The sequence below is a fragment of the Streptomyces cinnamoneus genome, assembly GCF_014650495.1.
Classification (GTDB): domain Bacteria; phylum Actinomycetota; class Actinomycetes; order Streptomycetales; family Streptomycetaceae; genus Streptomyces; species Streptomyces cinnamoneus.
This window is the reverse complement of sequence record NZ_BMVB01000002.1, coordinates 355,665-373,122: the sequence shown is the minus strand read 5'-3', so window position 1 is coordinate 373,122 and position 17,458 is coordinate 355,665. Positions and strand designations below refer to the sequence as shown.

Here is a 17,458-nt window from a genome sequence, read left to right as displayed (position 1 = left end):
ACATCGGGTTTCATGGAGAGTTCCGTGCATCAGTCACCCACTGCGAACGGGCGCCCCGCACCTTCCCCGTCCGCCGTCGAACCCACACTGACCAGCACGGTTCCCAAGGAGCTCGTTCATCGCGCGGCCGTCGCGGAGGTCTTCCTGACCGGGTGCACGGAAGCGGACGGACATCATTTCCTGCTCACCGCCCAATGGCCGCGGGCACACGGCTTCTTCACCGCCGACGGCGGCAGACGGCATGATCCCTTACTGGCCGCGGAAACGATTCGGCAGACGGGCCTGTTCCTCGCCCACACGGAATTGAATGTTCCGATAGGACATCAATTCCTGCTGCAGGAGATGGAATTCACCGCGCACGACGAGCGCCTCCTCATAGGGGACTCGCCCACCGATCTCACCATCGCCGCTTCGTGCGTGATCCTCGATCACCGGGAACGGCGTTTCGCCTTCCGCATGGACATCACGGTGCGGCGCGAGGGCGAGACCGTGGCCAGCGGCGGCGGCCGCTTCACCTGCCTCCCCCCGGAGCTCTACGGCCGGATCCGCGGCCACCGCGGGTCCACCGCCGATCTGCTGCCGGCCGGCCGCCCCGTCCGGGCCGAGCCCCGCGACGTCGGCCGGGACGCCCCCATCGACGTCGTCCTCTCCCCCACCGGCCGCTCCGACCGCTGGGTGCTCAACCCCGACCCGCGCCACGCCACGCTCTTCGACCACCCCAGCGACCACATCCCCGGCATGGTCCTGGTGGAGGCGGCCCGCCAGGCCGCGTACGGCGCGCTGCGGCCGCACGCGCGGCGGCCGTCCTCGGTCGCCGTGGTCTTCCACCGGTACGCGGAGCTGGACAGTCCCTGCACCATCGAGGTCACGGCCACGAGCGGACAGCCGGGCGAGCGGCTCGCCGCGCGGGTGACGGGAACACAGGACGGCGCGCCCGTCTTCACCTGCACCCTCACCGGGGCCGCGGGGCGGCTCCGGGGCGTGGCGGCGGCCTGACGGCCGCCGCCGGGCGCGTCACTCGTCCTCTTCGGGCTCCGCCCCCTGGGACGCCTCCGGCTCGCCGGAGGCGTCCGACGGCGCCTCCTGCGCCCCGGAGGAGCGCTCCTCCTCGGCCTTCCGCTTCTCCTCGTCGGCCTTCCGCTTCTCCTCGGCCCGCTTGCGCTCCTCCTCGGCCGCCTTCCCGCTCTGCGAGCCGTCCGCCGGCTTCGACCGGTCGACGGTGTCCTGCGGGAAGGTCATCTGCTTGCTCATCCACTCCAGCGTCGGGGCGATCTCGCGCCGCCAGGTGGTGAAGTTGTGGCTCCCCGCGGGCAGGACGATCTTCGCGGCGGTCATCGGCTCCTTGACGGCCTTGAGGAACTTCTGCGTCTCCCCGTAGTTCTTCTCGCCCTTCTCACTGCTGGTGACGAGCACCGAGACGCGCGGGGCGGGCAGGTTCTGCAGGCGCCAGATCAGGTCGTGCTCGCGCTGGCGCTTGCCGGCCTCCGGGCCGCTGCCGAAGAGCTTGCCCGTGGTGAGGTCGTTCTTGACCTTGTAGTCGGCGGAGAGGGCGCCCGCCACCGGGTACGTGCCGGGCGAGCGCATCGCGAGCTCCAGGGCGCAGGTGCCGCCCGAGGAGTAGCCCATGACGCCCCAGGCGCTGGCCTCGTGGCCGACGCGGTAGGCGCTCTTGAGGGCCTCGGGCAGGTCCTTGGTGAAGTAGGTCTCGGCCTGCGGCCCGTCCGGGACGTCCACGCACTCGGTGTCGCGCGGCGGGGCGATCGTCGGCCGGACCATGACGATCACCGTCGGCTGCATCCGGTTCTCCGAGATCAGCGTGGACGCCGTCTTGGGCACCTGCAAGTACTGGGTGAGGTTGGTGATGCCGCCCGGGTAGCCGCTGACGGCCACGATCACGGGGAAGCGCTGGCGCTCGTACTGCTTCTGGAAGTACTGCGGCGGCAGGTAGACGATCGCCGGCTCGACGACGCCCGCGCGGCGGGCGACGAGGCGTACGGACTCCACCGCACCGACCTTGTCCTTCGGCCCCTTCGGGAGCCCCGCCTTCTCCAGCCCCTCCGACCCGGCCGGCCGCACCAGACCGCCCTTGGCCGCGTCGACACCGGTGTTCGGGCCCGGCTCGGTGGCCTGCGTGACCTGTCCGGGCGAGCGGTCGTACTTCCCGATCAGCTCGCCCCAGGTGCCGTAGAAGCTATTGGCGGAATTCACCGCGAGGAGCACCGCGGACATGATCGTCAACTGGGTCACCAGGATCGACCCGAGCCGTCCCAGCACGGGCAACGTGCCGCGCCCCGCGAGGCGTGGCCACAGCCATATCGTGAGGCCCACACACACAAGGGCGACGAACACCACCGTGTACAAGAGTGACCGGCTGGTCAGGCCCATGCGCCTCTCAACTCCCTGCCCCCGTGTGGGTACTCATGTTCGGACTTGCGAATACTCACCGATAAAGAGTCGGGAACGGGCGCACAGGGTTGCCCTGCGGCCATTAATTGCCCTGCTCTTGTCCTGCCCGTGTACTACGCTTCCCCGGCTGTTCCCGGCAACGAATCCCGCTCGGTGGCGGTTACCCGCCTTCGATGAAGAGTGTTCGACGCGTGGATGGAGGCTGGCCGAACCTTCCCTTCCGCTGGATGGTGGAGGGACGGCCCCACGGGTGGGGGACCCGCCCGGCGGCAGCCGGGGAAGGGCCGGTGGAGGTGGGTGCCATGACCGAGGGCCGTCCGCACGCGGGCACGAACCCCTACCTCCGAGGTCTGTACGCGCCGGTCCACGAGGAGATCACCGCGGTCGACCTGCCGGTGACCGGCCGGATCCCCGGCTCCCTGTGCGGCCGCTACCTGCGCAACGGCCCCAATCCCCTGGAGGTCGAAGACCCGGCCGCCTACCACTGGTTCAGCGGCGAAGGCATGATCCACGGCGTCCGGCTGCGCGACGGCCGCGCCGAGTGGTACCGCAACCGCTGGGTGCGTTCGGACGCGGTGGCCGGGCAGCTCGGGGAGAAGCTGCTGCACGGGCCGCGCCACCTGGACCTGGACTTCGCCCCCAACACCCACGTGCAGTTCTTCGCCGGGCACTGTCTCGCCCTGGTCGAGGGCGGCACGCTGCCGTACGAACTGGACCCCGAGCTCCACACGATCGGGCCGTTCGACTTCCACGGCACCCTGCCCGGCGGGCTGTCCGCACATCCCGTACTCGACCCGCGCAGCGGTGAGCTGCACGCGGTGGCGTACTGCCCGGCCTGGCCGTACGTGCAGTACGTCGTCGCGGGGACGGACGGACGGGTGCGCCGCAGCGTCGACGTCCCGGTCGGCGAGCGGCCGATGATGCACGCCTTCTCGCTCACCGAGCGGTACGTGCTGCTCTACGACCTGCCCGTCGTCTTCGCCCGGCTGCCCGGAACGGCCGGGCACCATCCGGTGTGGGTGCCGGGCCGGCCGGCGCGGCTCGGGGTGCTGCCGCGCGAGGGCCGGGCGGAGCAGGTGCGGTGGCTGGAGACGGATCCGTGCTTCGTCTTCCACCCGATGAACGCCTTCGAGCACGGGCCGCCCGACGGCGGACGCGGCCGTCGCTTCCTCACCGTCCATCTCGTGCGCTACGACCGCTTCTTCGACGCCGCCTCGGCCGGCCGCCCCGCCCCCGGGGAGCACCTGGCGCACCTGGAGCGCTGGACGGTCGACCTCACCGCCGGGACCGTGCGGCGCGAGCGGCTGGACGACCGGCCGGTGGAGTTCCCCCGCGTCGACCCGCGCCGGCTGACCCTGCCGCACCGCTTCGGCTATGCGATGCACGAGCGGCAGCCGGGGCGGGACACCGGACTGCTGAAGTACGACCTGGAGCGCGGCACGGCCGAGGAGTTCCGGGTGCCGGCGGGCGGCGACGTGGGCGAGGGGGTGTTCGTGCCGGCCGCGCCGGGGGCCGCGGAGGACGAGGGCTGGGTGCTGGCGTACGCCTACGACCCGGCGCGGGCGGCCTCGGACCTCGTGGTGCTGGCGGCACAGGACTTCGCGGCGGGTCCGGTGGCCCGGATCCACCTGCCGGTGCGGGTGCCGCTGGGGTTTCACGGGACCTGGGTTCCGGACCACCCCTGATGCCAGTGATACAAGGTAGGACACGCGGGTAGGGCGTGTCGGGTGTGAACGTACTGGACCAAGCTTGACGGCTAGCCTTACGTAGTCGCCACGCCAGGGGACTTATCCCCGCACTACGGACAATTCACTTGCACCCGAGACACATGAAGGACATCTCCCCATGGGCATTCGGAGTCTGCTGCGGAACGCGTTCGGCCGGTCCAGAGCTGCCGTGCGTGACGAACCCAGCCTGCCCCAGCAGAGTGCGGGGCCCGACGGCGGCGCCGCGCCGGCCGTTTCCGTACCGGCGCAGCCGACGGCCGGGGCCGCGGACCGCGCCGCCGAGCGCATCCCCGACCCGGGCCCGCTGGGCCCGATCCCCACGCCCGGCCCGCACCGCCCCGAGCCGGTTCCGCAGCCGGAGCCGGAGCCGACGCCGATGCCGTCGCCCAAGCCCGTCCCGGAGCCGGAGCCGGTGCCGACGCCCGACCCCAACCCCGTGCCCGAGCCGGCCCCCGGCCCGGACCCGGAGCCGGCCCCGGCGATGACGACGGCGGACGTGACGCCGGCGCCCGCGGTGCCGGCTCCCACTGTTCCGGCCCCGGCCGTTCCGGCCCCCGCGACGGCACCGGAGGCGACACCGGACACGGCGGTCCCGGCGGAGGCGACCCCGGACACCGCGGTCCCGGCGGAGGCGGTCGCGGGGGCGGAAGGCGGCGCGGCCATCAGCCTGGAGAAGGTCCAGCAGACGGCCCCCAAGCTCGTCAGCCTCTACAAGTCGGCCGGCGTCTCCCTGCGCAAGCAGGGCCTGGCCGGACAGCGCGCGGCCGTCTACCTCGTCCTCGACCGCTCGGGCTCGATGCGCACCTATTACAAGGACGGCACGGTCCAGCATCTCGCCGAGCAGGCCCTGGGCCTGGCCGCCAACCTCGACGACGACGGCGTCGTACCCGTCGTCTTCTTCTCGACGGACATCGACGGCACCGCCGAGCTCGACCTCACCGACTTCGACGGCCGCATCCAGGAACTCCACGAGTCCTACGGCCACATGGGCCGGACGAACTACCACTGGGCCATCGAGGCCGTCATCGACCACTACCGGGCGTCGGGCGCCACCGACCCCGCCTTCGTCATCTTCCAGACCGACGGCGCCCCCTACAGCAAGCCGGCCGCCGAGCGGGCCCTGTGCGAGGCGGCGAAGCTGCCGATCTTCTGGCAGTTCGTCGGCTTCGGCGACCCGGAGGGCAAGGGCTTCGACTTCCTGCGCAAGCTCGACGACCTGCCGGTGCCGGAGAAGCGCGTCGTCGACAACGCCGGCTTCTTCCACGCCGGCCGCGATCCCAAGGCGCTCGCGGACGCGCGGTTGTACGAGGAGCTCATGGTGGAGTTCCCCGAGTGGCTGGCCGAGGCCAGGGCCGCCGGGATCCTGCCGTAGGCAGGTCGACGACCACACGGAGGCCGCCCTGCGGGTTGGGGGCGGCCTTCGCCGTTCCCCCGTGGGCGCGCGCGATCGACCGCACGATGGACAGGCCGAGTCCCGCCCCGCCGCCGAGCCGTTCGCGGCCCTCCCCCCGGCGGAAGGGTTCGAAGAGGGTGCCGACGTCGCGGGCGGCGACGCGCGGCCCGGTGTTGACCACGGTCAGCCGGCCGGGCCGCACGCACACCTCGACGCTGCCGCCGCCGTGGTTGTAGCCCACGGCGTTGCGCAGCAGATTGCCGGTGAGCTGGGCGAGGAGCAGCCGGTTGCCGGTCAGGGGCGCGGGGACGGCGCGCACCCGGATCCGTACGTCCGCCCGTGCGGCGTCGGTGGCCAGGCCGTCGGCCTCCTCCCGCACGACCTCGGCGAGGTCGAGCGGTTCGCGGCTCTCCAGTCCGCGCTCGCTGCGGGCGAGGAGGAGGAGCCCGTCGATGAGCCGCTCGGAGTGGCGGTTGGTCTCCAGCAGCGTCCGCCTGGTGCGGGCGAGGTCCTCGGGCGAGGGGGCGCCGTCCAGCCCGACCTGGATGGCGGCACGCTGGGTGGCCAGGGGCGTGCGCAGCTCGTGCGAGGCGTTGGCGATGAACCGCCGCTGGCTGTCGAAGGCCCCCTGGACCGGCCGCAGGAACAGCCCTGCCGTCCACCAGCCCACGCCCACCGCGAGCAGCGCGGTCACCAGCAGCGCCACCGCCGACCAGACGATCAGCTCGTGGGAGGCGGCGGCGCTGACGTCGCCCGACAGCCGGTAGATCGTGGAGACGGTCACGGTCTGCTGCGGCGGCCACGCCTCCGCCGGCACGGCCGTGCGCGCGATCCTCGTCGCCCGCTCCTGCGTGCCGGCCCGCGACAGGACGTTGACGGTGACGAGCAGCCCCGTACCGAGGACGGCGAAGACGGCTCCGAAGGCGACGGCGATGCGGGTCCGCGCCGTCAGGACGGGCCGTCTCACAGGGCGTACCCCACGCCCTGCACGGTACGGATCAGGGGCGGGTCGCCGAGCTTGCCGCGCAGCTTGCTCATCGCGACGCGCACCGCGCCCGTGAAGGGGTCGGCGTGCGCGTCCCAGGCCCGTTCGAGCAGTTCCTCGGCGCTGACGACGGCCCCGTCGGCTTCGAGGAGGATCTGCAGCACGGCGAACTCCTTGGGCGAGAGGTCGAGCGCGTGCCCCTCGCGGCTGACGGTGCGCCGCACGGTGTCGAGCCGGAGCCCGTGCCGCTCCAGCTGCGGCGGGGCGGGCCGGGCGCTGCGGCGGCGCAGCGCCCGTACGCGCGAGACGAGCTCGGGGAACTCGAAGGGCTTGGGGAGGTAGTCGTCGGCCCCGAGGTCGAGGCCGGCGACACGGTCCTCCATGGAGCCGGCGGCGGTCAGCATGAGGATGCGGGTGCGCGAGCCGGCGGCGACGAGGCGCCGGGTGACGTCGTCGCCGTGCACCCGGGGCAGGTCGCGGTCGAGGACGACGACGTCGTAGTCGTGCAGCCCGAGGTAGGCGAGGGCGGCGTCGCCGCTGTAGACGGTGTCGACCGCGAACCCCGCCCGCCGCAGCCCGGTGGCCACCAGCTCGGCCAGCACTTCCTCGTCCTCGGCGACCAGCACCCGCATGATGTCGTTCCTCCCGTCCGGCACGCCCCCTTCCTTCCAGAATGGGGGTGTACCAGAGGGGATGTTTCGCGAATGTCTCCACCCGGGGGCCGGTGTCCGGAAAAAAGTCCGGCAGGACGGTCACACCCGTGGCGCGCGGCGTGTCAATGCGGTGACGGGCTCACCCCGTCCGGCCGGCGCGAGCCCGCACCGGCCCCGTCCGATGAGGAGCGTTCCGCATGTCCACCGCCTACGTCGTCGTCACCCTCCTGGCCGCCGCCATGGCGGGCTTCTCGGCCGCCGCCCTCCTCCTGCGCGCCACGTGGGTCGTGCAGCCCCTGGTCGAGTACGGCGTGCCCCGCTCGTGGTGGAACCTGCTCGGTGCGGCCAAGGCGGCGGGGGCCGTGGGCCTGGTGGCCGGCCTGTTCGTGCCGTTCCTCGGCGTCATGGCCGGGGCCGGCCTGGTGCTGTACTTCGCCGGGGCCGTCGTCACCGTCGTCCGGGCGCGCTCGTACGCGCACATCCCGTTCCCGCTGCTGTACGCGGCACCGGCCGCCGGTGCCCTGGTCCTCGGGCTCGCCGCCTGAGCACCACTGCGGGCGGCGGGGCCGGTTCACGACACGTACGTGCCGCACACGTGCTCCCGCCGCCCGTCGGCGAGTTCGCCGCCGCGCGCCCTACCGGCGCCGCACCTCCAGCAGGAAGCAGCCGAACTCCACGGCGCGCACGTGCACCAGCGCCACCTGCGGGTCGGCGAACACCTCGGCCAGCGCGGTGTCCACCTCGGCCGCGCGCTCGACCGGGATCTCGATGAGCCTGCCGCCGAGGATGCGGCCCTGCGCGTCGTACGCGCGCAGCACGCGCCGGGCGCCGTGCATCCGCACCGGGTAGGCGGGGTCGGTGCAGCCGTCCGGGGCCGGGGCCGGGCCCCCGCATTCCTCGGCGTGGATGAAGACCGGGCCCCGTTCGTCGTACGGGCCCGGCTCCGCGCCCGTCTCCGCCGCCCAGCGCTGCAGGGGTGCGTACGAGACGAGGAGGATGCGTTCGCCGGCGGTGCTGTGCCGCAGGCAGCAGCGGAGCGGAGCGCCACCGTCTGGATCGGCGAGGGGGGTACGGGTGACGCCGGCGTCGTCGCGCGTGCGCAGCTGCCGCAGGACGGCGGGGCCGATGGGGCGGGACACGTGGGCGGGCGGGGTTGCCGCGGTCGTCGTCATGACGTCCAGACTGTCCCGGTGTGCACGGGTGTCGCTGGCGGTGATCGGACGTCACTCTCCCGCCCGTTCGGGGGGCGCGAACGCTTGACACAGCCGTCATCAACGCCGCGCGGCACCCCCCTGGCCCTCGGATACGCTAAAGGTGCACCTCAACCCCGACCACACAGCGACCAGGGAGCAGCCGCAATGGCTCGACACCTCATCACCAGCGCCCTTCCGTACATCAACGGGATCAAGCACCTGGGCAACATGGTGGGGTCCATGCTCCCTGCGGACGTGTACGCGCGCTTCCTGCGTCAGACCGGCCGCGAGACGCTCTACATCTGCGCCACCGACGAGCACGGCACGCCCGCCGAGCTCGGCGCCAAGGAGCTCGGCCTGCCGGTCGACACCTTCTGCGCCCAGCAGCACGACGCGCAGAAGGCCGTCTACGAGGGCTTCAACCTCTCCTTCGACTACTTCGGCCGCAGCTCCTCCCCGGAGAACCGCGAGATCACCCAGCACTTCGCGCGCCAGCTGCAGAAGAACGGGTTCATCGAGGAGCGGGCGATCCGCCAGGTGTACTCGCTCACCGACGGCCGCTTCCTGCCCGACCGCTACATCGTCGGCACGTGCCCGCACTGCGGCTACGACAAGGCCCGCGGCGACCAGTGCGAGAACTGCACCCGCGTGCTCGACCCGACCGACCTGATCGACGCCCGCTCCGCCATCAGCGGCAGCAGCGACCTGGAGGTGCGCGAGACCAAGCACCTCTTCCTCCTGCAGTCGAAGCTGCAGGGCGAGGTCGAGGCGTGGATCGACGAGCACGGCAAGGACTGGCCCGTGCTGGCCTCCTCCATCGCCCGCAAGTGGCTGACCGAGGGCCTCAACGACCGCGCCATCACCCGCGACCTCGACTGGGGCGTCCCCGTCCCGGCCGACACGTGGCCGGAGCTGGCCGCCGAGGGCAAGGTCTTCTACGTCTGGTTCGACGCGCCCGTCGAGTACATCGGTGCGACGAAGGAGTGGGCCGACCAGGACCCGGAGAACCGCGACTGGAAGTCGTGGTGGTACGAGGCCGCCGACGTCCGCTACACGCAGTTCATGGGCAAGGACAACGTCCCGTTCCACACGGTGATGTTCCCGGCCACCCAGCTCGGCACGCGCGAGCCCTGGAAGAAGGTCGACTACGTCAAGGCCTTCAACTGGCTCAACTACTACGGCGGCAAGTTCTCCACCTCCCAGAAGCGCGGCGTCTTCACGCACGACGCCCTGGAGATCCTGCCCGCCGACTACTGGCGCTACTTCATGATGGCCAACGCCCCCGAGTCGGACGACACGTCCTTCACCTGGGAGCTGTTCTCCGCCACGGTCAACAAGGACCTCGCCGACGTCCTCGGCAACTTCGTCAACCGCGTCCTGTCCTTCTCCCGCAAGCGCTTCGGCGACGAGGTCCCGGCGGGCAGCGAGGAGGGCGAGGCCGAGGCGGAGCTGGGGCGTCAGATCGCCGAGCTGCTCGCCGAGTACGAGCGGCACATGGAGGAGCTGCAGTTCCGCAAGGCGGCGCAGGCGCTGCGCGCCCTGTGGAGCGCGGGCAACTCCTACCTGGAGACCAAGGCCCCCTGGCTGGAGATCAAGACCGACCCCGAGGGCGCCGCGCTGACCCTGCGCACCGCGATGAACCTCATCCACCTCTACGCGATCGTCTCCGCGCCGTTCATCCCGGCCTCGGCCGCGGCCATGCGCGCGGCGTTCCAGCTGGAGGGCGACACCGCCACCTGGGTCACGCAGGACGAGGCCAGGTCCCTGACGTTCGTCCCGGCCGGTACGCCGTTCACCGTGCCGCCGGTGCTCTTCGCGAAGATCACCGAGGACGACCTGGCCGCCTACCGCGAGCGCTTCGGCGGCGGTGAGGAGCCCACCGCGTAAGCGCGGCAGACCGCCCGAAGGGCCCGGAACCCATGGTTCCGGGCCCTTCGCACATGCGTTGATCGTTCGGCAATCGTTCGTTGACCCCGCCCCGCCACGCTGGGGGTGTTCGGTACGCGGGGGAGACGAGGAAGTGCAGTGTTCGAGAAACGCATCACCGTGAGCGTCCACGCCGACGACGAGCTGGGCCGCCACCGGCTCGTCCGGCAGCTGCGCGCACTGCCCGGCATCCGGGTCGCCCGGCGGGGCGAGGGGAGCGCCGCCGTCGACGTCCTGGTCATGGGACGGCACGACCGGGACGCTCCGGGCACGCTGCGCCGCATGGCCCGCGCGGACCGCGCACCGCTCGTCGTCGTCGCCGACGAGCTCGGCGAGACCGAGCTCATGGCCGTCGCGGAGTACGGGGTGCGCTCGGTCCTCCACGGCCACCGGCTCACCCCGGGGCGGCTGCAGCGAGCCGTGCACAACGCGGCGGGCTGCTGCCCGAGAGTGCCGATCAGCGCCGCCCTGGTGTGAACGGGGCCGTCCAGCAACACGAAGGGGCCCGGCAGTCGTGCCGGGCCCCTTCGCGCTGGATCGTGCCGTCGCGCCGTTACTTCGTCGGCTTGTACGGCGTCGGCTTGGCCGCGCCCTTGTAGAGGCTCAGGTGGAGCTCCTTCAGACGGGCGTCGTCGACCTCGCTCGGCGCGCCCATGAGCAGGTCCTGCGCGTTGCCGTTGAGCGGGAAGGCGATGGTCTCGCGGATGTTGGGCTCGTCGGCCAGCAGCATCACGATGCGGTCGACGCCCGGGGCGATGCCGCCGTGCGGCGGGGCGCCGAACTTGAAGGCGCGCAGCATGCCGCCGAACTCCTTCTCGACCTCCTCGTTGCTGTAACCGGCGATCTCGAAGGCGCGGTACATGACCTCGGGCTCGTGGTTACGGATGGCGCCGGAGGACAGCTCGGTGCCGTTGCAGACGATGTCGTACTGCCAGGCGAGGATGTCCAGCGGGTCCTTCGTGTTCAGCGCTTCGAGGCCGCCCTGCGGCATGGAGAACGGGTTGTGCGAGAACTCGATCTGGCCGGTGTCCTCGTTCTTCTCGAACATCGGGAAGTCGACGATCCAGCAGAAGCGGAAGACGTTCTCCTCGAACTGGCCGGCGCGCTTGGCGGCCTCGACGCGCACGGCGCCCATGATCTTGGAGACCTCGTCGAACTCACCGGCGCCGAAGAACATCGCGTGGCCGGGCTCCAGGCCCAGACGCTCGGTGAGGGCCTTGACGTTGTCCTCGGTGAGGAACTTGGCGATCGGGCCGGTCAGCGCGTTGCCCTCGCCGACACGGACCCAGGCCAGGCCCTTGGCGCCCTGCTCCACCGCGAAGTCGCCCAGGCCGTCGAAGAACTTGCGCGGCTGCTCCTGGAGGGCCGGCACGGCGAGCGCGCGGACGTGCTTGCCGGCGAACGCCTTGAACTCCGAGCCCTCGAAGACGTCGGTGACGTCCACGAGCTCCAGCTTGGAGCGCAGGTCCGGCTTGTCGGAGCCGTACTTCAGCATCGCCTCGCGGAAGGGGATCCGCGGGAAGGGCGAGGTGACGTGACGGCCGTTGCCGAACTCCTCGAAGAGCTCGGTCATGACCTTCTCGATGACCTGGAAGACGTCCTCCTGCTCGACGAAGGACATCTCCATGTCGAGCTGGTAGAACTCGCCCGGCGAGCGGTCGGCGCGGGCGTCCTCGTCACGGAAGCACGGCGCGATCTGGAAGTAGCGGTCGAAGCCGGCGATCATCAGCAGCTGCTTGAACTGCTGCGGGGCCTGCGGCAGCGCGTAGAACTTGCCGGCGTGCAGGCGCGAGGGCACCAGGAAGTCGCGCGCGCCCTCGGGGGAGGTGGCGGACAGGATCGGGGTGGCCAGCTCGTTGAAGCCGAGCGCGGTCATCTTCTGGCGCATCGCCGAGATGACGGCGGAGCGCAGCATGATGTTGCGGTGCATGCGCTCGCGGCGCAGGTCGAGGAAGCGGTACTCCAGACGGCGCTCCTCGTTCACCCCGTCCTCGGCGTTGATCGTGAAGGGGATCTGCTCGGCGCCGCCGAGCACCTCCACCTCGGTGACCTCGATCTCGATCTCGCCGGTGGGGAGCTCGGGGTTGACGTTCTCGGCGCCACGGCTCATGACCTTGCCGTCGACGCGGACGACGGTCTCCTTGGTCAGGTGGCTCAGGGCCTCGTTCGCCTGGGTGCCGGGGCGGGCCACGAGCTGGACCAGGCCGTGGTGGTCACGCAGGTCGATGAAGAGGATGCCGCCCAGGTCGCGCCGATTGTGCAGCCAGCCACTCAGTCGCACGTCGGTGTCGACGTCAGCCGCACGGAGCTCGCCGCAGGTGTGGGACCGGTACCGATGCATCATTCATCCAAGTCGTGGTCGGAGGCGTAGATCGAGGGCGCGCTGCAGAAGACCGCCGGCCTGGGTTAGCGTGCGGTCAGCGTGCATACAGCACCAAGCAAGGGTATCGCCCCACCCGGCTTCGGTGGTCTCCCCTCCACAGACCTGCATAAAGTGGGGCAATGCGCACCGAGGACGTGCTGGCCGCCGTCGCGACCGGCCTCTGGCAATGGGACAACGTCTCGCGCACCGTCACGTTCGACGCCGAGGGGGCACGGCTGCTGGGCCTGCCGCCCACCCGGGTGGAGCTCAGCGAGTCCGCGGCCCGGGCCCGCTTCCACGCCGTGGACTGGGTGGAGGTGCAGGGCATCATCAACCTCGCCGTGGCCGAGGGCACCCTCGCCGAGGCCCGGATCCGGATCGTCGACGACGAGGGCCGGGTGCTGCGGACCGTGCGCAGCCGCACCAGGCCGTACGGGCACGGGAGCGAGTACTCGCTGGTCGGCACCATCGAGGAGGTTCCGGAGCCGCAGCCGGGCACCTCCGCCGCCCGGACGCAGGTCACGGGCGACTGGCGGCGCAACCGCGAGGCGTTCCTGCTGGACGCGGGCCGGGCGCTGGCCGAGGCGCGGTCGACGTCCGAGGTGCTGCGGGTGGCGGCGATGCTGTCCATGCCCGGCTTCGAGCCGTCGGGGCTGGCGGTCTTCGCCAACGAGGGCGGCCGGGTGAAGCTCATCGGCCACCACGGCTACGGGCCCGGCGACATGGACGACTTCCTCGACCAGCCCATGGAGGCCGACGACCCGGCCGCCGAGGTCATCCGCACCGGCCGCGCGGTCTACCTCCCCTCCCCCGAGGACTACCGGCGGCGCTTTCCGGCCGTCCACGCCCTGGTGGAACGTTTCGGCAGGCAGTCCTGGGCCTTCCTGCCGCTGATCAACGCGGGCCGGACCATCGGCGCCTGGATGGCCGGCTTCAGCGTCCCGGTCACCTTCACCCCCGACGAGCGGTCGGTGCTCACCACGGTCGCCCGGATGCTCGCCCAGGCCCTCGGCCGCGCCAGCGTCCACGAGTCGGAGCGCGAGCTGACTGTGGGCCTGCAGCGCTCGATGATGCCCACCGTCCAGCCCGACATCCCCGGGATGACCGTGGCGGCCCGCTACGTGCCGACCGGCGGCGGGCTGGAGGTCGGCGGCGACTGGTACGACATGATCCCGCTGCCCTCCGGGAAGATCGCCCTGGTCATCGGCGACGTCCAGGGCCACGACGTACGGGCCGCCGGGCTGATGGGCCAGCTGCGGATCGCACTGCGGGCCTACGCCTCCGAGGGCCACCACCCCGACGCGGTGCTCTCGCGGGCCTCGCGCTTCCTCGCCGGGATCAACGGCGACGTGACCTCCGAGGAGGCGGTCGCCGACCAGCGCTTCGCCACCTGCCTCTACATCGAGGTCTGCCCCAGCAGCGGTCTGCTGGTCATCGCCCGGGCCGGCCACCCCGACCCGGCGATCCGGCTCAGCGACGGCACCCTGCTCGTCCGTCCCACGGCGGGCGGGCTGCCGCTGGGGATCATCCCGGACACCGACTACCCCACCAGCCGGATCGTCCTGGAACCGGGCGAGACGATGCTGGTCTGCACCGACGGCCTCATCGAGACCGGCGGCCACGACCTGGAGACCGGCTGGAGCCGGCTGCGCGAGATCATCGAGGGCCACCCCCTCGACGAGGACGGCGGCAACCTGGAGGAGCTCGCCGACACCCTCGTCCAGGCCGTGCACGGCCCGCCCTCGCACTACACCACCGGCCCGCTCATCGACCGGCGCGAGGACGACATCGCCCTGCTGCTGCTCCGGCGCGAGGCCCCGGCCCCGGCCGAGCTCGGCGCCCCCGCCGTCGCGCCCCGCCCGCCGCGCCGCACGGTCCTGACCATCGCCCAGGCCGAGCCCGAGCGCATCGCCGAGGCCCGCCGGCAGATCCGCGACCTGATGCACGACTGGCCCGACGGGGACCAGACCGACTCGGCGGTGCTGATGGTCTCCGAGATGGTCACGAACGTGCTCGTGCACACGGACGGGGACGCAGTGCTGACCGCCGAGATATCGGGCCGGGCGGGCGGCCGGCGCATGCGCGTCGACGTGGCCGACGGCAGCGACGAACTGCCGCACCGGCGCCACCCGGGGGAGATGGCCTCCTCCGGGCGGGGCCTGGTCCTCATGGAGCTCCTGGCCGGCGCCTGGGGCGTGGACCCGCGCGGCGAGGGCAAGAACATCTGGTTCGAGCTCTACGAGGCCGATTCCGACGCGGGCTTCGAGGCGATCACGTAGCCGGGCGGCCCGCGCCGGCCGGCGACGTGCGCTACGCCGCGTCCGCCGGGACCGTGCCCAGGCGGCCCGCCTGGAAGTCCTCGAACGCCTGGGCGAGCTCGGCGTGGGTGTTCATGACGAACGGGCCGTAGTGCTTCATGGGCTCCCGGATCGGCCGCCCGCCCAGCAGGACGACCTCGAAGTTCGGGCTCCGGGACTCCTGGGAGGCGTCCGCCTTGAGCGTGAGCGCGTCACCGCTGCCGAAGACCACGGTCTGGCCGGTGCGGAACGGACGGTGCTCGGCGCCCGCGGTGCCGCGGCCGGCGAGGGCGTAGGCCAGCCCGTTGAAGTCCGCGCGCCACGGGAGGGTCAGCTCCGCGCCCGGGTTCAGGGACACGTGCAGCATCGTGATGGGCGTGTGGGTGATGCCCGGCCCCTCGTGCCCGTCGACGCTCCCGGCGATCAGCCGGAGCAGCGCGCCGCCGTCGGACGAGGTGAGCAGGGCGACCTTGCCGCTGCCGATGTCCTGGTAGCGGGGCGGCATCATCTTGTCCTTCTTCGGCAGGTTCACCCACAGCTGCAGGCCGTGGAAGAGCCCTCCGCTGACGACGAGCGCCTCCGGCGGCGCCTCGATGTGCAGCAGGCCCGAACCGGCGGTCATCCACTGGGTGTCGCCGTCGGTGATCACACCGCCGCCGCCGTGGGAGTCGCGGTGCACGAAGGTGCCGTCGATCAGCTGGTAGGGGATGCCCGCGAAGGCACGGCGGACGGGGAAGCCCTCGCCCTCGAAGCCGCCGGGAGCGGTGCCGACGTGCAGCACCGGGCGCTGGACGCCGTCGGCGGGCGCGGCGACGCGCGGAAGGAGCCTCCTCGGGTTGTGCGGTCAATTTAGTTGAACACTTAACAACCGACAAGGGCTCACCTATTCCCGGCGCGTTTCCGTCGCACCCCGGCGCGTTCCCGTCGCGCCGGAAATCGGAACACATCATTCCGATCTCAGGGTGGACACTTGATCAATGCGCCTGAGATACGCCGCCCTCGTCGCCGCCCTGGCCGTGCCGGCCCTGATCGCCGTCGGCCTGTTCGTCGCGCGGCACGGGCTCGCGACGGACGCGCCGCTGGCCAAGGGAGACGCGACCGGGCACTACCGGCAGCCGCCGGAACTGGCCGACAAGGCCGCAAGGGCACTGGAGGGCGTCGTCCGGCGGACGCCCGCCCCCGGGCGGCCCGCGGGCGGCGCGGAGCGCGGCGACACCCTCCGCGCGGCACAGCGGCCCGCGGCGGCCGAGGCGCCCGCGACGGCGGCCGTGGGGCCGCTCTTCTACACCGCCCAGGGCGAGCCGGCGCACGGCTGCACCGCGAGCGTGGTGCACAGCCCGGCGGGCGACCTCGTCGTCACCGCCGCGCACTGCGTGTACATGGACGGCTTCCGCACCGACCTGGCGTTCGTGCCCGGCTACCGGGACGGCGACGCGCCGTACGGGGTGTGGGTGCCGACGTCGATCGACATCGACCCGGAGTGGGCCGCGGACCGGGACCCGGACCACGACGTGGCGTTCCTGCGGGTGCGGCCCTCCGTCGGCGACCCGAGGGGGCGGATCGAGGGGGTCACGGGGGCCGAGCGCGTCCGCTTCCGGCCGGCGCGGCGGCTGCCGACGCAGGTCCTGGGATATCCGAACGCCGGGGAGCGGCCGGTGGCCTGCCGGAACACGACGGAGGCGGAGAGCACCTCGCAGGTGCGCTTCGACTGCGAGGGGCTGCCGAACGGGACGAGCGGCAGCCCGTTCCTGACGGAGACGGACCCGGCGACGGGCCTGGGGACGCTCGTGGGCGTCCTCGGCGGCAAGGACGAGGGCGGCGACGAGCGCACGTCGTACAGCGCGTACTTCGGCGACGCGGTCGAGCGGCTCTACCGCCGCACGACGCGCTGACCGGGCCCCGGACACCACCGGCGGCACCCGGGCCCCGAGGGGCTGCTAGCCGTACATGCGGCGCATGGCGAAGTCGACCATCTGCTCCACCGACTTGGCGTCGAAGACCATGCGGTGGTCGCCCTCCATGTCCAGGACGAAGCCGTATCCGGTCGGCAGGAGGTCCAGGACCTCGGCGCCCGTGATGACGAAGTACTTGGACTCCTTGCCCGCGTACCGCCGCAGCTCCTTCAGGGAGGTGAACATCGGGATCACCGGCTGCTGGGTGTTGTGCAGCGCCAGGAAGCCCGGGTTGTCACCGCGGGGGCAGTAGACCTTGGAGTGGGAGAAGACCGTCTGGAAGTCCTCCGCGGCCATCTGGCCCGTCGTGAAGGCGCGGACCGCGTCGGCGAGCGAGGGGGGCGACGGCTCGGGGTAGAGCGGCTGCTCGCCGTAGCCGCCCTGCTGCTGCGGAGGCACGTAGCCCTGCTGTGCCGCGTTCTGGTCGTAGCCGTACATGCCCTGAAGAGTAACGAGTCACAGTTGGTCGATCAGGTCTTGCGTCTTATTACCGGCCGGTAGCATCATGGAGCTTACTGACCGGTACGCACAGAGGATCGCCCTCCCGTCACCTACGGAGCCGTC

Annotated in this window: 14 protein-coding genes and 1 pseudogene; 8 read left to right on the top strand and 7 right to left on the bottom strand. The window is 71.9% G+C overall.

The annotated features are described in order from the left end of the window. Window positions 1-12 precede the first annotated feature (12 nt). Window positions 13-996: a ScbA/BarX family gamma-butyrolactone biosynthesis protein gene (locus tag IE182_RS04230; protein ID WP_190108251.1), complete on the top strand. Its 984-nt coding sequence runs from the start codon at window positions 13-15 to the stop codon at window positions 994-996. Window positions 997-1,014: 18 nt separating this feature from the next. On the opposite strand, the gene IE182_RS04225 is transcribed toward IE182_RS04230, so the two are convergent. After that, window positions 1,015-2,328 carry an alpha/beta hydrolase gene (locus IE182_RS04225; protein ID WP_308432058.1) on the bottom strand — a complete coding sequence of 438 codons (1,314 nt, stop codon included), beginning with the start codon at window positions 2,326-2,328 and terminating at the stop codon, window positions 1,015-1,017. A gap of 380 nt (window positions 2,329-2,708) precedes the next feature. Between IE182_RS04225 and IE182_RS04220 the strand changes: the two genes are divergently transcribed. Both IE182_RS04220 and IE182_RS32580 read left to right on the top strand, forming a co-directional pair. Then, window positions 2,709-4,091, top strand: coding sequence for a carotenoid oxygenase family protein (locus tag IE182_RS04220; RefSeq protein ID WP_190108249.1), 1,383 nt, complete (start codon window positions 2,709-2,711; stop codon window positions 4,089-4,091). 160 nt (window positions 4,092-4,251) lie between these two features. Further along, window positions 4,252-5,505: a vWA domain-containing protein gene (locus IE182_RS32580; protein ID WP_190108248.1), complete on the top strand. Its 1,254-nt coding sequence runs from the start codon at window positions 4,252-4,254 to the stop codon at window positions 5,503-5,505. Here the strand turns inward: IE182_RS32580 and IE182_RS04210 are convergent. Both IE182_RS04210 and IE182_RS04205 read right to left on the bottom strand, forming a co-directional pair. Further along, window positions 5,447-6,493 carry a sensor histidine kinase gene (locus IE182_RS04210; protein ID WP_190108247.1) on the bottom strand — a complete coding sequence of 349 codons (1,047 nt, stop codon included), beginning with the start codon at window positions 6,491-6,493 and terminating at the stop codon, window positions 5,447-5,449. The genes IE182_RS32580 and IE182_RS04210 overlap by 59 nt on opposite strands. Continuing rightward, window positions 6,490-7,143 (bottom strand): response regulator transcription factor, encoded by a 654-nt coding sequence (locus IE182_RS04205; RefSeq protein ID WP_190108381.1) that lies wholly within the window; start codon window positions 7,141-7,143, stop codon window positions 6,490-6,492. The genes IE182_RS04210 and IE182_RS04205 overlap by 4 nt, the downstream gene beginning before the upstream one ends. A 218-nt stretch (window positions 7,144-7,361) precedes the next feature. Between IE182_RS04205 and IE182_RS04200 the strand changes: the two genes are divergently transcribed. Next, on the top strand, window positions 7,362-7,709 hold the full coding sequence (locus tag IE182_RS04200) for a DoxX family protein (RefSeq protein ID WP_190108246.1): 348 nt from the start codon (window positions 7,362-7,364) through the stop codon (window positions 7,707-7,709). 90 nt (window positions 7,710-7,799) lie between these two features. Here the strand turns inward: IE182_RS04200 and IE182_RS04195 are convergent, their stop codons facing one another. Then, a complete protein-coding gene (locus IE182_RS04195) occupies window positions 7,800-8,336 on the bottom strand; it encodes a DUF1203 domain-containing protein (RefSeq protein WP_190108245.1) in 537 nt (178 codons plus the stop codon). A gap of 186 nt (window positions 8,337-8,522) precedes the next feature. On the opposite strand from IE182_RS04195, the gene metG reads away from it, so the two are divergent. Continuing rightward, window positions 8,523-10,244 (top strand): methionine--tRNA ligase, encoded by a 1,722-nt coding sequence (gene metG / locus IE182_RS04190; protein WP_190108244.1) that lies wholly within the window; start codon window positions 8,523-8,525, stop codon window positions 10,242-10,244. A 138-nt stretch (window positions 10,245-10,382) separates the two neighbouring features. Then, entirely contained in the window at window positions 10,383-10,760 is a 378-nt protein-coding gene (locus tag IE182_RS04185; protein WP_190108243.1) for a DNA-binding response regulator, read from the top strand. A 76-nt stretch (window positions 10,761-10,836) separates the two neighbouring features. On the opposite strand, the gene aspS is transcribed toward IE182_RS04185, so the two are convergent. Further along, window positions 10,837-12,624, bottom strand: a complete 1,788-nt coding sequence (gene aspS / locus IE182_RS04180; protein ID WP_190108380.1) for an aspartate--tRNA ligase — start codon at window positions 12,622-12,624, stop codon at window positions 10,837-10,839. A 161-nt stretch (window positions 12,625-12,785) separates the two neighbouring features. Here aspS and IE182_RS04175 point away from each other — a divergent pair, with 161 nt between their 5' ends. After that, window positions 12,786-14,924, top strand: a complete 2,139-nt coding sequence (locus tag IE182_RS04175; RefSeq protein WP_190108242.1) for an ATP-binding SpoIIE family protein phosphatase — start codon at window positions 12,786-12,788, stop codon at window positions 14,922-14,924. Window positions 14,925-14,955: 31 nt separating this feature from the next. Here IE182_RS04175 and IE182_RS04170 read toward each other — a convergent pair. Then, a pseudogene (locus tag IE182_RS04170) lies at window positions 14,956-15,765 on the bottom strand (pirin family protein); the annotation flags it as partial. A gap of 154 nt (window positions 15,766-15,919) precedes the next feature. Here IE182_RS04170 and IE182_RS04165 point away from each other — a divergent pair. Further along, window positions 15,920-16,834: a trypsin-like serine peptidase gene (locus IE182_RS04165; protein WP_190108240.1), complete on the top strand. Its 915-nt coding sequence runs from the start codon at window positions 15,920-15,922 to the stop codon at window positions 16,832-16,834. A gap of 45 nt (window positions 16,835-16,879) precedes the next feature. Here IE182_RS04165 and IE182_RS04160 read toward each other — a convergent pair whose 3' ends face one another. Next, window positions 16,880-17,332, bottom strand: a complete 453-nt coding sequence (locus IE182_RS04160; RefSeq protein ID WP_190108239.1) for an SseB family protein — start codon at window positions 17,330-17,332, stop codon at window positions 16,880-16,882. Window positions 17,333-17,458: the final 126 nt, after the last annotated feature.